We start from the raw sequence: 15134 nt of genomic DNA, 5'->3' as shown, positions 1-15134 counted from the left end.
TTTAATTGGTATTTTTTTTACACCCAAGTCCCTAACCCGATTTGCGCTTACCTTAACTTCTGAGTATTTGCTACCAAACTTTCAGCAAATTTATCGAAGCGCTCGGAGAGTTTTTTATCCAAAAGCTTGCCATCTTCACCAAAGGCTTTCCAAGCCTGACCAATGGCAATCTGCTCTGGAATCACCCAACTATGTACCCAGCGCATAATTATCCGTAGGTCATTGAGAGCGTTACTATTAGACTGACCCCCCAATACACTAATCAAACCGGTAACTTTCCCTTCGAGATGTTCAAAACTCATCAAATCTAGGGCATTTTTAAGTACACCACTCACACCACCGTGATATTCCGGTGTTGCCAGAATTAAGCCATCGGCTTGCTTCACGGTTTCCTGTAATCGGGTGACATCTGGATAGTCTGGATAGTCACTATCACCAGTGCAAAATGGTAATTGCATCTGACGCAAGTCGAGGATTTCAGTGGATACACCATTAGCTTTCACTCGGTCTATAGCATGCTCTAGAGCCTGATAGCTATAGGATTCAGGACGTAAACTACCACTAATTCCAACAATGTTCACCATCTCACTAACCTCTGTTTAACTATAGTGCTGATTGCTGAGTGCTTAGTACTGAGTACTGATTGCTGAGTGCTTAGTCTGGTTGACTGTCAACCGTCAACCAAGCTGAGTGCTGAGTGTTTCAGTAGGTTAGGTGCGCTTTCCCATTAAGAATTAAATTCGCTATAGGTGCGCGCCTCCAAGGGCGCGAGGGATTGCTCGCGCCCTTGGGTCGCACCTTCGCGTCGCACCTTAAGTTGTGATTTTTTGTCGTGAAAGCTACCAATTATCAAGGAAAGCCAATTTTATACGTAGTCGTTATGACTACGTATAGTCTAGCAAGTTGGCAGCAACTTTGTCAAACTCCTGTTGTAGCAGATCGGAGTATGTCGATCATGACCGCAACGATAAATTCGACCATCATGCTTTGACCGATAAGGCATAGGTGGGCTTTCCGCATCTAATTATTAAATTCGCCACGGGTCGCACCTGATCATTTTGTTGTTTAATCGACAGGGCATCCAGATCAGCCCCAATGGGTATAGCACTACGCGCTACTGTTAGGACATTCCTAAACTCCGAAACGTAAGTAATCGCTGACTTTTAGGTGCGACCCGTGGCGAATTTAATTCGCCGTTCGCGCCCCGCGTCTCCTACGGAGAACGGAAAGCGCACCTTTGACTTCTGACTTCTAACTTCTGACTTGCGCGTAGTGCTATAACACAGGTCCTGGTCGTTGACTAGTAATTAGAGCGGCTTAGCCTAGAGCCATTCAACGTACAGCCGTTATGCCTAAAGCCATTCAACCTACAGCCAACGAACCTAACCAAATTCATAAATAAAAACAGTCTCTTGACCTATAGTCAACCTATTACTTGAATTGGACCGGTGGTACTGGCACTAAAGAATTGCTGCACTAGAGGATTATCTGTGGTATCTATCTCCCCAACGCTGCCAGACCACTGTACTTTGCCTTTGTAGAGGAAAACAACCCGGTCAGCGGTGCGGCGAATTGTACTCTCCTGATGGGTAACCATTAGGTAAGTACTACAAGCGTTTTCTTCCCGTTGTATCTGGCGCACTAAATCTTCAATCACTGTTGAGGCGATCGGGTCAAGTCCAGCGGTTGGTTCGTCGTAGAGTAACACCTCTGGGTTGTCCCTGGGATGATCAGGATTAGAAATGATAGCACGGGCAAAACTGACTCGTTTGCGCATACCTCCTGATAACTCAGCTGGGTAGCGGTCTCCAACACCAGATAACCCTACCATCTCCAGGCTTTGATTGACCAATTTCCTAATTCGATGATGTGGTAGTTTAGAATGCTGGTAAAGCAAGAAACCCACATTCTCTTCCACCGTCAGCGAGTCAAACAAAGCTGCCTGCTGAAATACCATACCAATGCCAATGGGGTCTTGAGCATCTTCTATTAAACCGGAGCGCCGTTGCCCTTTAACATAAACTTCACCAACATCAGCAGGTAGTAAGCCAGCAATAATCCGAAGAATTGTTGATTTGCCAGTTCCAGAAGGACCAATAATAACTAGGGCATCACCCTGATAAATTTTCAGATCCAACTGATTCAAAATGACATTGCTTCCAAAGGATTTGCTCACTCCCTTCAGTTCGATCAATGGTTCTGGCATCGGATATTTCTGACATTTTTCATTGTCTTCTCCATACAATGTATAACCTCTTCATCAAAAAGCACTACTTTTTGATAATCAGGAAATTCTCCTGTATGCAGGCGCACAGCCACTTGCCCTAACCCTTCACTAAAGAGAAGTTGCTTAAACAACAGGTTGTCTGTAAAGGACATAATGTGAGCAGCAATCGCGCACTCGCCTTCCCAGCCAAAGTCCACATCTAGTTTAACGTGATGCCTTTCATGAATACATCGGTAAATTAAGTTGACGTCCTTACCTAGTAGATCTGATTCATTATATTGGGCGCTGATTTTAACATTTCCTTGTTCAAAGTCAGCTTTGATGTCATTCAGACATAGATCTGGTCCTCTAAAGTAGGGTTGGTAGTCAACGTACTCAAAATTGACCCCTTGCAGTTCTACCTTTGCTAAGTCAATCACAAATTGACGAAACTCTCTAATTAAGGATAGAGGAGCTTCATAGGCTGGAGCTGTCATATAGCCCTTGGCTAATTCTTCAATTGTCATTATTATGATCTCCTCCTGTGCATAAATTACCTGCTAGGAATTTTTGTAGAACTTCTGCATTTACACTCTTATTAGAGGATAAGTGATATAGTCAACTTATTAATGGGGGGTGAACCCCCTGATAGGGTAAGTCCTATCTTGGCAACAAAGAGTTAAAGCTTCCGTGTTAAACTCGTAACACTTGGAAGCCAATTTTGGTTTCTTCTAAATTGTGATATTTCTTGACAATAAAGACGTCGCGACAACCACTTAAACAATCTTGAAGAATCAGCAAGATTTCAAAAAGCTTCCCGTGAATTTACTTAAAAGTTCTCTGGAATACTGCGGGAGCTTTACCTGATTTTTATTTCAGAGCCACCCTAGCTGGTTCTTTAAGCAATCTGACCCTGACAAGCGCTTTATTAATAATATCTGAATCATTCAAACCTCTTGAAGAAGCAGTTAAATTAACTCTTCCCGCTCCGGTCATCAGTAATAACACGTACATAGCTCATACTCACTCAATTTCGGTTACTTCACATTAATTCGTCCTAACAATCTATGCACCGAAAATCTAGCTGTTGATGCCATAATAACTATGTGCTTACGGCTAATCAACGATAGGATTGTCTATGGCTTGATAAATATCGCTTATTATTATTTATATCCAGAGAAAAGCCAATCTATAATCAGTGAATTTACGGAATATTATCTTGGTTTACAGGGAAAATGCCTAGTATTATCAATAGCTGTAAATGTTAAAGTTTACCCTTCTTACTTACGTGCTTGACCCTGATTAATTCCTTTTCTATTTCACCAGCTAGATGACAACCAATCGAGAATCAGTGAATTTACGGACTCTGGGTTTTCGTCATGAGGGCAGTGACCAGCGTTAGGAATTCCTACAAATTTTACGTCTTTACCCTGATCACTCTGCTTTTGGAAGATGGTAGCACCAGAAATCGGTGTCCAAGGGTCTTCCTCTCCCCAAAGAATGAGTAGAGGACTTTGTAACTTAGGTAAAAGTTCACTAGGTCCAGGACCAGGAGGAGCAGTAAGAACTGATGCAAATACCTTTTGAGCCCCGGGATCACAAGCAGGCTGGTAGATTAAGTCTACAAGTTCATCTGTAATGGCATCTGAATCACAGTAGACTTGACGAAGGGTGCTGCGGATGCGATTTTTCTGGCGGATACGGTTAAACAGGAACGGTCCAAAGGTTGCAGAGTTCACTAATCTGGTGAAAGCTCCCATCACCAACCGCAAAGGTAGATTTAGCTCTTCAGGGCGGTGATTGAGTCCACCAGCACAGTTAATTAAGACACCACCAGCAGCAATCTCAGGATAGTTTGTTACCACCATCAGACTTAACAGAGCACCAATGGAGTTACCGATAAATACGGTAGGTTCGTTGATGTAGGTATCCCAAAAGTCCTTTATTTGTTGTTGCCACAACTCTACGGTGTAGGACAAGGCAGGTTTATCAGAACCTCCAAATCCCAGCAGATCGATGGCAAACACTCGATAACCCCCTGCGGCTAGGACAGGAATATTCTTGCGCCAATGTCCAATGGATGCCCCAAAACCATGAACCAACAGTAGAGGCTTACCAGTCCCCATTACGGTGTATTCAATTTGGTGACCTTGCCAGTTCCAAACATGGTTTTCCGTCCTGTGGTAGGGTATTAGTTTTTGTGTAGACACAGCTTTTTGTTAACTTTAATTAACTTACTCATTTTAATATTACTAAACATTTAGGTACTAAGTTGATTATGGATGATAAATTAGTTATAATTAATCGTTATCTTTTAATACGATTAAACATGACCTAGCAATGATTGATCAGGTCAAGGCTTCAATTCTAGTAAACCCGGAGGAGGCGTAATCTCAATCCGACCATTTTCGAGATCGACCACTGGTGCGATCGCTTTTACAAAGGGAATCAGTACCGTTGCTGGCTGTGGTTCCTTCTTACCTTTGGCTTGGCGTTTCTTGCTAGTTCGAGTGGGTGGTGGAGTTTCCGGCTGGGTTGGGGGCGGTTGCACTGAAGATAGCAATTTGACTTTCAAAAGGTCATTACCCGCTGGGATCACATCTACGACTACCCCCACAGCTTCACCGGTGAGTTGATTAAAGACTTCAAGGTCAATCAAGTCTAAGATGTGATACTCATCTTCCTCTAACTCTGGGCGATCGCTGGTTGGTACCAACAGTTGATAACCGCGCAACGCCTCTGCCTGATCCCGGTTGTCTACCCCTTTGAGCTGCACAACATATAACGCTTTACCAGGGACAAAACGCCCCCAGAGTAATTCTACAGGTTGGGGTGGATTATCCCCTGGTGGTTTTAACCAGCGCTGTCCTGGCTCCTCAAACCTTTCGGGAAAGTCAGAACTTGGATAGACTCGCAACTCTCCTTTTAACCCATGGGGGGAAACAATTCTACCGATTTCTAGCCAGTCTTCATTGGTCATTTGAGCATTTTTAGGTAAGTGAAGTAAGCACTAAGGGCAAGGTAGTACCATCATCCCTAAAGAGGCCCGAGAGCGTGGATAGCGCGGACCTGTCATTTAATTTTATCCTGATTACCGGCATTTTGATCAGAAAAAATACTATAAAACACACCCTAAATGTTCAGGATAGTAGTATATAAAAAAAATCCAATTAAATCGTAATTTTAGTCATTTTATATTGAACAAGATATTGCTTGTTATTTTTAACTATACAATTACTCGTTTTTGGGGTTTTAATAATAACTAACTAATGAAACTAGATAAATTATAAATAGTTTGTGAACTATAACCTATACAGTATGCCGACACTAACAGGGCTTGTGGGCTTCTGGATTTTGAAAACTGGTTTATAGACGTTATAGATACTAACAGTCTAATCAGGGTTACTTCAATCAAGGCAATTGGCCATTAGCTCAGCTTCGAGAGCTTAATGACTTTGTGCAAGTAATTGAGATTGTCCAGCTTCTCCTGATGCTGCTCGGCAATGGCACCGGACTAGGACAATTGTCTAGATTTGACCAAATCTCAATCCTTCCTCTTATCTTTGACGACATCGTAAAGCTGATTTAAACTGAATTATTCATTTATCATCCTAATAATTTCAATACCAAATGGTTAGCTATTTGTCAAATTTTTTATACATTCTCGGAGAAAGAAAACTCAGACTAATCCCTCTTCTGTTATTAATCTTACTAACCTCCCTCCTGGATACTGTAGGTATTGGACTTGTCGGGCCATTTATGGGGTTAGCTACTAACCCAACTTTGATTGAACTAAATTCTCGGCTGCATTGGGTTTATGTCAAGTTAGGTTTAACTTCTGAAGTTCAGTTTATTGCCTTGCTAGGTTTAATTATTATTGTTGCCTTCTGGACTAAATCCTTATTAAGTTTCCAAGCTCAAAAATATATCTTTAAATTTAGCTTTACTCAATACGGTGAACTATCCTCAAATTTGCTCCATGCCTACTTGGTAGCACCTTACACATTTCATATTAGGAAAAATACGGCTTTTTTAATCAACACGGTCTTGGAAGAATCTGGAGTTTTTAGTGTCAAATTCATGATTCCTTTCCTAAAAACCGTAGCCAGTTTTATTATTATATTGTTTTTAGTTATTTTACTAATAATAACCGATCCGATCGCAACAATTACTCTAGCCTTGATTTTACTAATACCCTTGGGTATTATCTACCAATTTAAAGACAAAATTTCCGAATGGGGAAAAAAGGTATCTCAATCTAAGGAGGAAATGATTCGCATCATCAATCATAGCCTTGGAGGATTAAAAGAAACACGCATCATTGGTTGCGAATCTTACTTTGAAAGGCAAATGAGTGATCAAGTCGATCAACTGGTTAATGGCATGACATCATTTCATACTTTCCAAGCTTTGCCTCGCATTATAATTGAAGCAATTTTAGTGACATTTTTAGTAGCTTTTGTATCTATAGTCTTAGTCTTTAACCTTGGGACAGAAAATATTATCGAAGTTTTAGGTATTTTCGCTTTGGCTTCCGTGCGCATGATTCCAGCATTTAGTCATTTAACATCTAATATTGCTTTGATGCGAAACGCCAGCTATTCGATTAATAAAATATACTTGGATTTAAAAGAGTTAGAAGACATTGAAGTAGAGGAAATTTTTGAACCTAAATATTTATCAGATTTATCTCCCCTATCCAAGCCTAATACTCCCTCAGAGCAATTCAGTAATTTTGCAAAGTCTATTGACGTTAATAGAAGTCTATCACACCAGGATAATCAGATCGAAATTGATAGAATTACCTACCGATATCCCAAAGTTTTAGACCCTACTATTATGAACATATCCTTGACTATCAACAAAGGTCAATCTATTGCTTTAGTCGGTAAATCAGGCTCAGGTAAGACAACATTAGTTGATGTAATTTTAGGTCTCTTAGCACCTGAAAGTGGTGAGATTAGGTACAAAGGTAAATCCATATATAAGAATCTGCGTTCCTGGCAAAATTTAATTGGCTACATCCCACAGTCGATTTTTCTCATAGATGACACAATCGAAGGAAATATTGCCTTTGGTGTTCCAAAGCATTTGATTGATCGAGAACGATTAGATCAGGCTATCCAATCTGCTCAACTTGCGGAGTTTGTTGACCAATTACCTGAGGGAGTTAAATCTGTTGTTGGTGAACGGGGAGTGCGTTTATCTGGTGGTCAACGGCAGCGGATAGGAATTGCTCGCGCACTTTACCATCAGAGGGAAATTTTAGTCCTAGATGAGGCGACTTCTGCACTAGATAATGAAACTGAACACTTGGTTAATGAAGCAATTAAATCTTTGAATGGCACTAAAACGATGATTATTATTGCTCACCGTCTCTCTACTATTGAACATTGTGATTGTATCTATTTACTCGATCAAGGTCGTTTAGTGAAGTCAGGTACTTATCAAGACATCATTTTAAATTAACAAAGCCTTAATTTTTGAATTGGAAAAGAGCAGGAGCAGGTTAGTTATAGCAATTCTATCTCCCATGAGGTACAAACAGATCGGGTGCATCTCATATTTGTAAATGTTGCGTAGGGTGCGTTAGGGGGGCTCGCCGTCATTTTCAGCCTCGTAGCCAGCCTTGGGAAAGTCTGCCCCGTAACGCACCACGGGGTCAAACACCAAAAATGAGATGCACCCAACAGATCCCCCTAAATCCCCCTTAAAAAGGGGGACTTCAGCTGCAATATCAAACCTGCTCCTAAATGACTAGCTTACTTTTACCAAAACTAAATTATCTTCTTCCTTTGTTTCATAGCTTTTCAATGGTTTGTCTGCAGGTCCTTTCGTTACTTTGCCATCTAAATCAAATTTAGAACCGTGACAAGGACAGTTAAATATTTTGTCCTCTTGCTTCCAATCCACGCTACAACCTTGGTGAGTACACCTAGGATTCACGGCAACAAGACTATTGTTGCTCAGATTACGCACGACTAGAATATCTGCTGTCTTGTCGCTAATTTTGCCTTTTTCTTCTAACTCCTGCACTGTGCCAACGGCTTGGAATCCATCTTCTCGCACCGACTTATCAATATTAGGGCTTTTCTTTTCTGTTGCTTTTGGGGGACTTTGATCAGGACTACAAGCGGCTAATGCTACTGGTAGATAAGTAGCCAATGCACCAACACCAAACCAGCCCATAAATTGACGACGATCCATAGTATCCCTCTATGTGGAAAACGATTTATTTTAATAATAAACCATAATCAAGGATTAATTATATTTATTATCTCTCAAACCAGGATTTTTTAATTGAAAATATGAGCAACTAAATTAGGTTTATAATATCTTCATCATTAGTTGAAATTATGCATTTTTATTTAGTTTTAATCAATTTTAATTATCTTTAGCCATGACTGGTTGGTTGTTACTCAACTGTTTCACTATATTGTCACTAGATTTAGATAGCAACCAACGGTTATGTCTGGTAGCGGCAGCTGCTACAAATAATAAGTCTAAACCAACGAGGGTTCCGACAATTAATTCTGAGCCACCAGTGCTAAACCCATAACTGTGTAAACCAGTACCGAGAACAAAGTTAACGCCATACCAAGCCATCAACACAGCATTAAAACAAACTACACTAATGACTGCCATGCCAAAGTCTGCTAACCATCCTACCAGACGACCATGTAAGGGGACTATGTAACACATTAGGGCAATCAACGCCCAGGTTTCTTTAGGGTCCCAACCCCAGAAGCGACCCCAGGAGAAGTGAGCCCATATCCCACCGAGAATAATGCCAGTAGTGAGCAGTAAAACACCAATTTGTAGTACTCGATAGTTGAATTTTGAAAGATTGGAAATTCGTTGAAAGGATTGGGGAGCAACTAGATAATGTCCTAGAATAATATGTCCTAATCCCATAGCTAAGGCAAAACTAGCATAGCTGAGGGTAATGGTGGGAACGTGGATACTTAGCCAAAAGTTATCTCGTAGTACTGGTACAAGGGGGGCAATACTTGGATCTAGGACGGCTGGAAGACTGTCTGCTAGAAGTAGACAAAGGATTGATAAAGGAGCAGCGGCTAACAGATAGTATTTTGCTCGGTAGATTAGCTCAAATACTAGGGCGATGGCGGCAATCCCAAATCCAACCCAGACTACGGATTCATACATATTGGTGACTGGGGGACGTCCGGCAATTTCCATGCGGGTGATAAAGCCGTAGCCTTGGATGAAAAGACCTGTGAGGAAAATTCCTACTGCACCTGAGTAGAGGTCGAATTGTTTGAAGGATAATCCTAATAACAGGACTAGTAATGCGATCGCATAAATTTTCCAGGCTTTACTAAAGGGACGAAAACTAGAGAAGTTAACTTCCCGTTGCAGCACGGAATCCTTGGGGTAAATTTCAGGGCTAAGAGCGGCTAACTGCTGATGTAGTGTTTCTGCGACTTGCCCAACCTCAACATTAGTCAGTAGGGGATCTAAACGATAGGCTTGTTTGAGTGTTTGGTAACTTTGCTGTAGAGGGGTAATTTGTTCGTTGGTGTAATACTGTTGCGATTGAGGTATGCTTACCCAAGTGCCTTTACTATCGCTGGGATGGGGAACTAGGGGTAGGGTATCAGTACCTACCGTGCGTAACATTAATGCCAGTCTGTCTTCTATGGTCAGGGCTTCTCGTTCGTCTCTAGTCAGCTCAATGTTGTCCGCTTCTTTTTGATTGGCTTCCAGAATGATGGCACCTAGGTTGGAACTGACTAATTCTCCGAAGGAGAAGTATTTTTGTTCTAGGTCAAGGCCAATTTTTTCTTTGAGGGGGCGGTAGGTCAGTAGAATGAAAGCTTCTTGGTTCCAGTCTCGGTTATTAAACCATAGGGATAGGTAGGTTTGCAGATAGTTAAGGCTTTGATTGTTTTCTAGGCGGTAGTTAGTTGAACCGTGAATTTTGGCTACGGTTTCTCGGGCTACGGTGTCTAAGGGTTTTTTGCGTCCATCAAGTTGGACAGCTAGGGTTTGTAAGGGGTCTAGGGGTGATGGTTGGAATTGGGTTGGAGGTATGATTAGGATTACGATTCCCAGACAGAGTCCGATCAGGAGTTGGAGTGGTTTCATCAGAACACAGGAGTTGAAGCTAAACAGAAGTAAACGCTAATCTGAACTAGAACAAAGTATGCTAGGGGGAATGATAATACAACGGAACTCCGGACTCCTGTGGCTGGCGGCGCAGTTTTTTAGCTACCCCTCGACCATAGAACATGATGGTGATGCCACCGATTACTAGACCAGAGCCTGTCCAAGTTAAAGCAGTTACCCAGGCTGGTTCTCGCTTGATTTGTAGGGTTGATTGTTTTAAGTCACCGGGATTCCAGGAAGCTTGGGCTATTTTCCAGCCTTGATACCAGGTGGGATGGTTCATCCAAACGTTGCGGTGGGAGATGACATGGTGATCGCGGTCTTCGATCCGGATTTTGCTAGTCCACATAGCAACGGAATCACTGCCTTCATTCCGTTCAACGATGAAGTCTTCTAATGCGATCGCAAACGGCAGTTGCAATAGTTTGGGACTAAAGGCAGCAAAGATTTCTCCTGTTGGTTCGTTAATGGTAGTCGGTTCGCCCCAGGGTAACCAAGTTTGGGTTCCGGTTTCGGTGCTGACTAATAAGGCTGGTACTCCCTTAGCGCTTGGGTCAAATACAGGTATGACCTCACGATTGATTTTGCCATGGGGAATATACTCGTCTAGGGTAATTTGGAAATCTGCCCAACCGGGACTGACAGCTTTTCCAACCTCTAAAGTCCCAGATTTAAATCCTTTCGAGGAATGGGCAGCGTAGAATAGCTGACCTGATTGAGTGACGATTACCCGGAAATAATCCTCTGATTCCTGGGGTTGAATGTTATAGCTAATCTCAATTCCTTCTAGGGGTTTTCCTGATACAACTGAACGAATTGGCGGAAAGTTTTCCTTTCCAAACACAAACCAGCGTTCAACCCCTTCTGGTGTGGATACCTCCAACTGTACTGCGGGATTTCTCAGTTGTTGGGAGGCCGTGGTCGGTTGGTTGTTGGCGTCTAGTCGGAAATCCGGCCAAAAATCGACGACTTTGACTGAGGAGTCTGGGGCTTGGGATGACAGAGCTTGTTTTATATCGATAATCTCTGTATCTATCTTGTCTGTTTCTTTTGACGTTACCTCGATGCTACCCCAAGGACTCAGGTTTTGTTGTTCAGGGGGAGATAGCAGAGATTTTCCTTTTCCTGTCGCTACCGTTTCGACCTGAATGATTTCTAATTCAGCTGGCCCAATCCCTACTTTGCTATAGGCTACTGGGGCTACAGCTAAATATCGCTCTAGGGTTTGCCCCATGCGATCGCTTTTCAAGCGTAATCGCACAGCTGGATTATCTACTGCTAGATTATCTGCCGTTGCCCCTTCCGTAAAACTGACTGTTTTGATGGTATTGTCGCTGTAGCCTACCAAAGACAGTTTACCAATTTGCTTGGGGATGACTGAACCATCTGGCTTGATCAATACATCAGTCTGCTGCAACTGTGATGATGGTGTCATCACTTCCAACAATTCCCCTTCAACCCGAATCTGATTGCTCGAAGCCATATCGGTGCGCAAAGGTAACATGCCCTCTACACCTAAGTGGATTACAGCCGCTGAACCAGCGATAATTACGATGATACCAAGATGGGTCAGAGCAAAGCCAATTTTACGCGCACCTCGCCAGGGGTAACGATACAGAGCTGAGACCGCTAGGTTGAGGGCTAGTAGGAACATTAAGGCTCCAAACCACGGACTTTTATAAATCTCCTGTTGAACGGTAGTTGACCCTACCTGAGATTCGTAAAACGTCGCCCCAATTAAGATAGCGACAATCATACTAAGTAAAGGGACAGCTAGTTTAATCGAGCCAATAAATTTCAAGGTATGCTCAAGCATATAGCAATCCTAGGTTATTTTTGAACATACTTGTCAAGATTGGTAGCACACAACATGGTTCAGTAACTATAAGGTAATCAGGAATAGTTTTTACCCAACATTTAGTACTTCTATCTATATAATACACCCTGGTATAAAACAATTTTATCAACACAAGCTTTTTCCTAAATTATGGTTTTTTTCGCTTTTTTAAAACTAAGCGATCGCTTTTACCAAAACGCCTTAACGTCATAACTCTCTACCATTAATTTAAATTAATACTGTATTAATTTATACATTTATTATTTTGTAACCATTCAGCCGTCAGCTGTCAGCCGTCAGCTGTCAGCCGTCAGCTTATTTTATTCAAAAGCTATAGTTATTGTAGGGTGGGCAAATGACATAATTCCTGATTAAATTGTGATTGGCTTGGTATTTGCCCACCCTACTACTGAGAGCTGATAGCTGAGAGCTGATAGCTGAGAGCTGATAGCTGAGAGCTGATAGCTGAGACCTGAATGCTTACAGCATTTTTTTAATCTTAAAGGTGTACTAAATTAGTCTACTAATAGTCTACTAAATTAAACATTACTCAACTATTCCGTAAACGCGATCGCTAACATCAGACTTCGATACTGGCCATATTAGCGTCTGTATACAATCTCCCATCTGTAAGGAATTGTCACTAACACCAGACCGAATCCAGATCACGTTTGAGGTTATCTATGCTGTTGTACACTAGTCCATCTAGCCAACTCACTACAACCAATCCTGAGGAACTACTGAAGCGATATGCTAGGGGAGAACGAGATTTTCGCGGCATAAATCTGAGTGAGGAAATGTTGAGTTGGGTAGATCTTGAGGGGATAAATCTCAGTGGTGCTCAGCTTTATGTATCTATCTTAGAAGGCGTTAACCTTACCGAAGCGAACCTTACTAGAGCTAACCTCAGTTGGATAGACTTAACTGCAGCTACTTTAATCAAGGCAAATTTGACTGAAACTAACTTACACAAAGCCGATTTGCGTGAAGCAGATTTGAGTGGTGCTAACCTTCAGGGAGCAGATTTGAGTGGTGCTAACCTTCAGGGAGCAGATTTAAGTGGTGCTAACCTTAGTGGTGCGGACTTAACTAGTGCAGTCATGTCTCGTAGTTTTGATATCGGTATCTTAAAAGCAGCTTTCTAGACAGATATTATTTAAGGTTGAAGGGTTGTTCGCGTAGCGTGGCCAAAGGCCAAGGTTGAAGGGTTGTTCGCGTAGCGTGGCCAAAGGCCAAGGTTGTTCGCGTAGCGTGGCCAAAGGCCAAGGTTGAAGGCTTGAAGGTGGTTTGGTTGAAGGGTGGTTCGCCTAGCGTGGCCAAAGGCCAAGGTTGTTCGCGTAGCGTGGCCAAAGGCCAAGGTTGTTCGCGTAGCGTGGCCAAAGGCCAAGGTTGAAGGCTTGAAGCTTTAAAGTTGGTTTGTTTAAGCTTTAATAAGCTGTAACTTTCTAACCTGTAACTTTCTAACCTGTAACTTTCTAACCTGTAACTTTCTAACCTGTAACTTTCTAACCTGTAACTTTCTAACCTGTAACTTTCTAACCTGTAACTTTCTAACCTGTAACTTTCTAACCTGCAACTTGTCACCTATGGTAATCCTGTTTTCAAGATAATAGCTCTTGCAGCACTTTACTGATAATTGTTTCAGGGATTTTGCCAACTAGGATTTCTGTCTCTTGCTGATTACTGTCTAGAAATGTGAATTGTGGCACACCAGTCACTCGGTATTTTTCAATCGGTTTAGCCCACTGGGGATCATCTATATTTAGCATCACCCAATTGACGGTTTCTCCATACTGTTGCTGCAATTTGTTCAGGATGGGAGCCATGGATTGACAAGTGGTACACCAGTCAGCGTAAAATTCTATTAAAGTGGGCTTATTATTGTTCAAAGCAACGTCATAAGGGACTGATTGCTTTACCATCGTCTTGATTAGAGCTAACCCAGCCACCGTTGAAGTCCTAAGGCTAGATAGATCAGAACGAGTTAGGAAAAATGTTCCAGCTGCGAAGACAACAGTGATTATTCCTACAATAATGCTGAATTTTGCCCTGAGTTTTCCTTTCTCACTATTCATTATACTGCTTGCCAAAGTATTGTCTTGATCCAAGATACCTCCCACACTTACCTATTCCCTATTCCCGTTTTCCCATTCCCGTTTTCCCATTCCCGTTTTCCCATTTCCTATTGCCTGTTCCCTATTCATTGATAGTAATAGGCGATAAATATGTGAAATCCTAGCATGACAAAGAAGACACTGACTAGGAAGATATGGGTAGATAGCCAGATAGAGCGTAGATTACGAATTAGGGGGCCTTTAGATATACCCGGTAGCATCGTGCCAATGCCATCCTTTGCTGGCACCCAACCAAAATATTTTCTAGGAGATTCCAGCACCCCAGTTTCCGCCACAACACCGACTAGAGCCGATAGGGTTACACCAAAAAATACCCACAGGAATATAGAATTAAAATTCTTACCTGTCGCACCAATGGTATGAATTAATGTTGTCCCTAAAAGGGCGACTCCCAAAAAGATATGTAAACTGCGCCACAGCTGCATAGAACCAGGAATAGTAAACTTAATCATCCAGCCGCGACTACGCTTTCTAGCTGTTAGTACCATCTCAAACAATACAAAGGCTAGGGATAGATAGCCGGTAATTTGCTTATAACGTTCCCCTTGTAAAAGCTGATACCATTTAAAGTAATTGTCCCGCAGCATCGGTAGATAAAGGGGACTGAGCGCAAAGGGAGTCAGAATTACCACACAGATGAAGGTGAGGATGATTAAGGTAGAAAATTTGGGCTTCATAACATAGTGGCTTTTCGGTTAAACCTATTTTTTAAGCAGTCAGCAGTCAGCAGTTAGCAGTCAGCAATCAGCAGTTAGCAGTCAGCAGTCAGCAGTTAGCAGTTAGCAGTTAGCAGTCAGGAGTCAGCAGTCAGTCTTTGGGTGATAGT

13 protein-coding genes are annotated in these 15134 nt (G+C 42.1%); 2 read left to right on the top strand and 11 right to left on the bottom strand.

Going from position 1 to position 15134, the window contains the following annotated elements:
- Positions 1-47: 47 nt before the first annotated feature.
- The 5 genes from F6K63_RS00825 to rimM form a co-directional block, all read right to left on the bottom strand.
- A complete protein-coding gene (locus F6K63_RS00825) occupies positions 48-584 on the bottom strand; it encodes an NADPH-dependent FMN reductase (RefSeq protein ID WP_008189403.1) in 537 nt (178 codons plus the stop codon).
- Between the two features lie 839 nt (positions 585-1423).
- Positions 1424-2206: an ABC transporter ATP-binding protein gene (locus F6K63_RS00820; RefSeq protein WP_008189402.1), complete on the bottom strand. Its 783-nt coding sequence runs from the start codon at positions 2204-2206 to the stop codon at positions 1424-1426.
- Positions 2191-2733, bottom strand: a complete 543-nt coding sequence (locus tag F6K63_RS00815) for a hypothetical protein (RefSeq protein WP_008189401.1) — start codon at positions 2731-2733, stop codon at positions 2191-2193. The genes F6K63_RS00820 and F6K63_RS00815 overlap by 16 nt, the downstream gene beginning before the upstream one ends.
- Before the next feature lie 792 nt (positions 2734-3525).
- Positions 3526-4416, bottom strand: coding sequence for an alpha/beta fold hydrolase (locus tag F6K63_RS00810; RefSeq protein ID WP_044495152.1), 891 nt, complete (start codon positions 4414-4416; stop codon positions 3526-3528).
- A gap of 143 nt (positions 4417-4559) precedes the next feature.
- Positions 4560-5186: a ribosome maturation factor RimM gene (rimM, locus tag F6K63_RS00805; RefSeq protein ID WP_008189395.1), complete on the bottom strand. Its 627-nt coding sequence runs from the start codon at positions 5184-5186 to the stop codon at positions 4560-4562.
- Positions 5187-5848: 662 nt separating this feature from the next.
- Here rimM and F6K63_RS00800 point away from each other — a divergent pair.
- Positions 5849-7675: an ABC transporter ATP-binding protein gene (locus F6K63_RS00800; protein ID WP_229414747.1), complete on the top strand. Its 1827-nt coding sequence runs from the start codon at positions 5849-5851 to the stop codon at positions 7673-7675.
- Between the two features lie 288 nt (positions 7676-7963).
- On the opposite strand, the gene F6K63_RS00795 is transcribed toward F6K63_RS00800, so the two are convergent.
- The 3 genes from F6K63_RS00795 to F6K63_RS00785 form a co-directional block, all read right to left on the bottom strand.
- A complete protein-coding gene (locus tag F6K63_RS00795) occupies positions 7964-8413 on the bottom strand; it encodes a QcrA and Rieske domain-containing protein (protein WP_287310402.1) in 450 nt (149 codons plus the stop codon).
- A gap of 177 nt (positions 8414-8590) precedes the next feature.
- Positions 8591-10315, bottom strand: a complete 1725-nt coding sequence (locus F6K63_RS00790; RefSeq protein WP_287310400.1) for a cytochrome c biogenesis protein — start codon at positions 10313-10315, stop codon at positions 8591-8593.
- A 61-nt stretch (positions 10316-10376) separates the two neighbouring features.
- On the bottom strand, positions 10377-12152 hold the full coding sequence (locus tag F6K63_RS00785) for a cytochrome c biogenesis ResB family protein (protein WP_287310398.1): 1776 nt from the start codon (positions 12150-12152) through the stop codon (positions 10377-10379).
- Between the two features lie 704 nt (positions 12153-12856).
- On the opposite strand from F6K63_RS00785, the gene F6K63_RS00780 reads away from it, so the two are divergent.
- Positions 12857-13318 carry a pentapeptide repeat-containing protein gene (locus tag F6K63_RS00780; RefSeq protein WP_287310396.1) on the top strand — a complete coding sequence of 154 codons (462 nt, stop codon included), beginning with the start codon at positions 12857-12859 and terminating at the stop codon, positions 13316-13318.
- A gap of 7 nt (positions 13319-13325) precedes the next feature.
- Here F6K63_RS00780 and F6K63_RS00775 read toward each other — a convergent pair whose 3' ends face one another.
- The 3 genes from F6K63_RS00775 to F6K63_RS00765 form a co-directional block, all read right to left on the bottom strand.
- A complete protein-coding gene (locus tag F6K63_RS00775) occupies positions 13326-13757 on the bottom strand; it encodes a hypothetical protein (RefSeq protein ID WP_287310394.1) in 432 nt (143 codons plus the stop codon).
- Positions 13758-13774: 17 nt separating this feature from the next.
- The gene (locus tag F6K63_RS00770) at positions 13775-14248 is read right to left on the bottom strand and encodes a thioredoxin domain-containing protein (RefSeq protein ID WP_287310392.1); all 474 of its coding nucleotides are present in this window, start codon (positions 14246-14248) and stop codon (positions 13775-13777) included.
- Between the two features lie 125 nt (positions 14249-14373).
- A complete protein-coding gene (locus tag F6K63_RS00765; protein WP_287310390.1) occupies positions 14374-14985 on the bottom strand; it encodes a hypothetical protein in 612 nt (203 codons plus the stop codon).
- Positions 14986-15134 lie beyond the last annotated feature (149 nt).

Source organism: Moorena sp. SIO1G6 (genome assembly GCF_010672795.1).
Classification (GTDB): Bacteria; Cyanobacteriota; Cyanobacteriia; order Cyanobacteriales; family Coleofasciculaceae; genus Moorena; species Moorena producens.
The sequence above is the reverse complement of the archived record's forward strand: the minus strand, read 5'-3'. Positions and strand labels throughout refer to the sequence as shown.

What these genes read in the sequence shown, in the direction of transcription:
- F6K63_RS00825 (WP_008189403.1), bottom strand. Translation starts at nt 584, where the DNA reads ATGGTGAACATTGTTGGAATTAGTGGTAGTTTACGTCCTGAATCCTAT.
- F6K63_RS00820 (WP_008189402.1), bottom strand. Translation starts at nt 2,206, where the DNA reads ATGCCAGAACCATTGATCGAACTGAAGGGAGTGAGCAAATCCTTTGGA.
- F6K63_RS00815 (WP_008189401.1), bottom strand. Translation starts at nt 2,733, where the DNA reads ATGACAATTGAAGAATTAGCCAAGGGCTATATGACAGCTCCAGCCTAT.
- rimM (WP_008189395.1), bottom strand. Translation starts at nt 5,186, where the DNA reads ATGACCAATGAAGACTGGCTAGAAATCGGTAGAATTGTTTCCCCCCAT.
- F6K63_RS00795 (WP_287310402.1), bottom strand. Translation starts at nt 8,413, where the DNA reads ATGGATCGTCGTCAATTTATGGGCTGGTTTGGTGTTGGTGCATTGGCT.
- F6K63_RS00790 (WP_287310400.1), bottom strand. Translation starts at nt 10,315, where the DNA reads ATGAAACCACTCCAACTCCTGATCGGACTCTGTCTGGGAATCGTAATC.
- F6K63_RS00785 (WP_287310398.1), bottom strand. Translation starts at nt 12,152, where the DNA reads ATGCTTGAGCATACCTTGAAATTTATTGGCTCGATTAAACTAGCTGTC.
- F6K63_RS00780 (WP_287310396.1), top strand. Translation starts at nt 12,857, where the DNA reads ATGCTGTTGTACACTAGTCCATCTAGCCAACTCACTACAACCAATCCT.
- F6K63_RS00770 (WP_287310392.1), bottom strand. Translation starts at nt 14,248, where the DNA reads ATGAATAGTGAGAAAGGAAAACTCAGGGCAAAATTCAGCATTATTGTA.
- F6K63_RS00765 (WP_287310390.1), bottom strand. Translation starts at nt 14,985, where the DNA reads ATGAAGCCCAAATTTTCTACCTTAATCATCCTCACCTTCATCTGTGTG.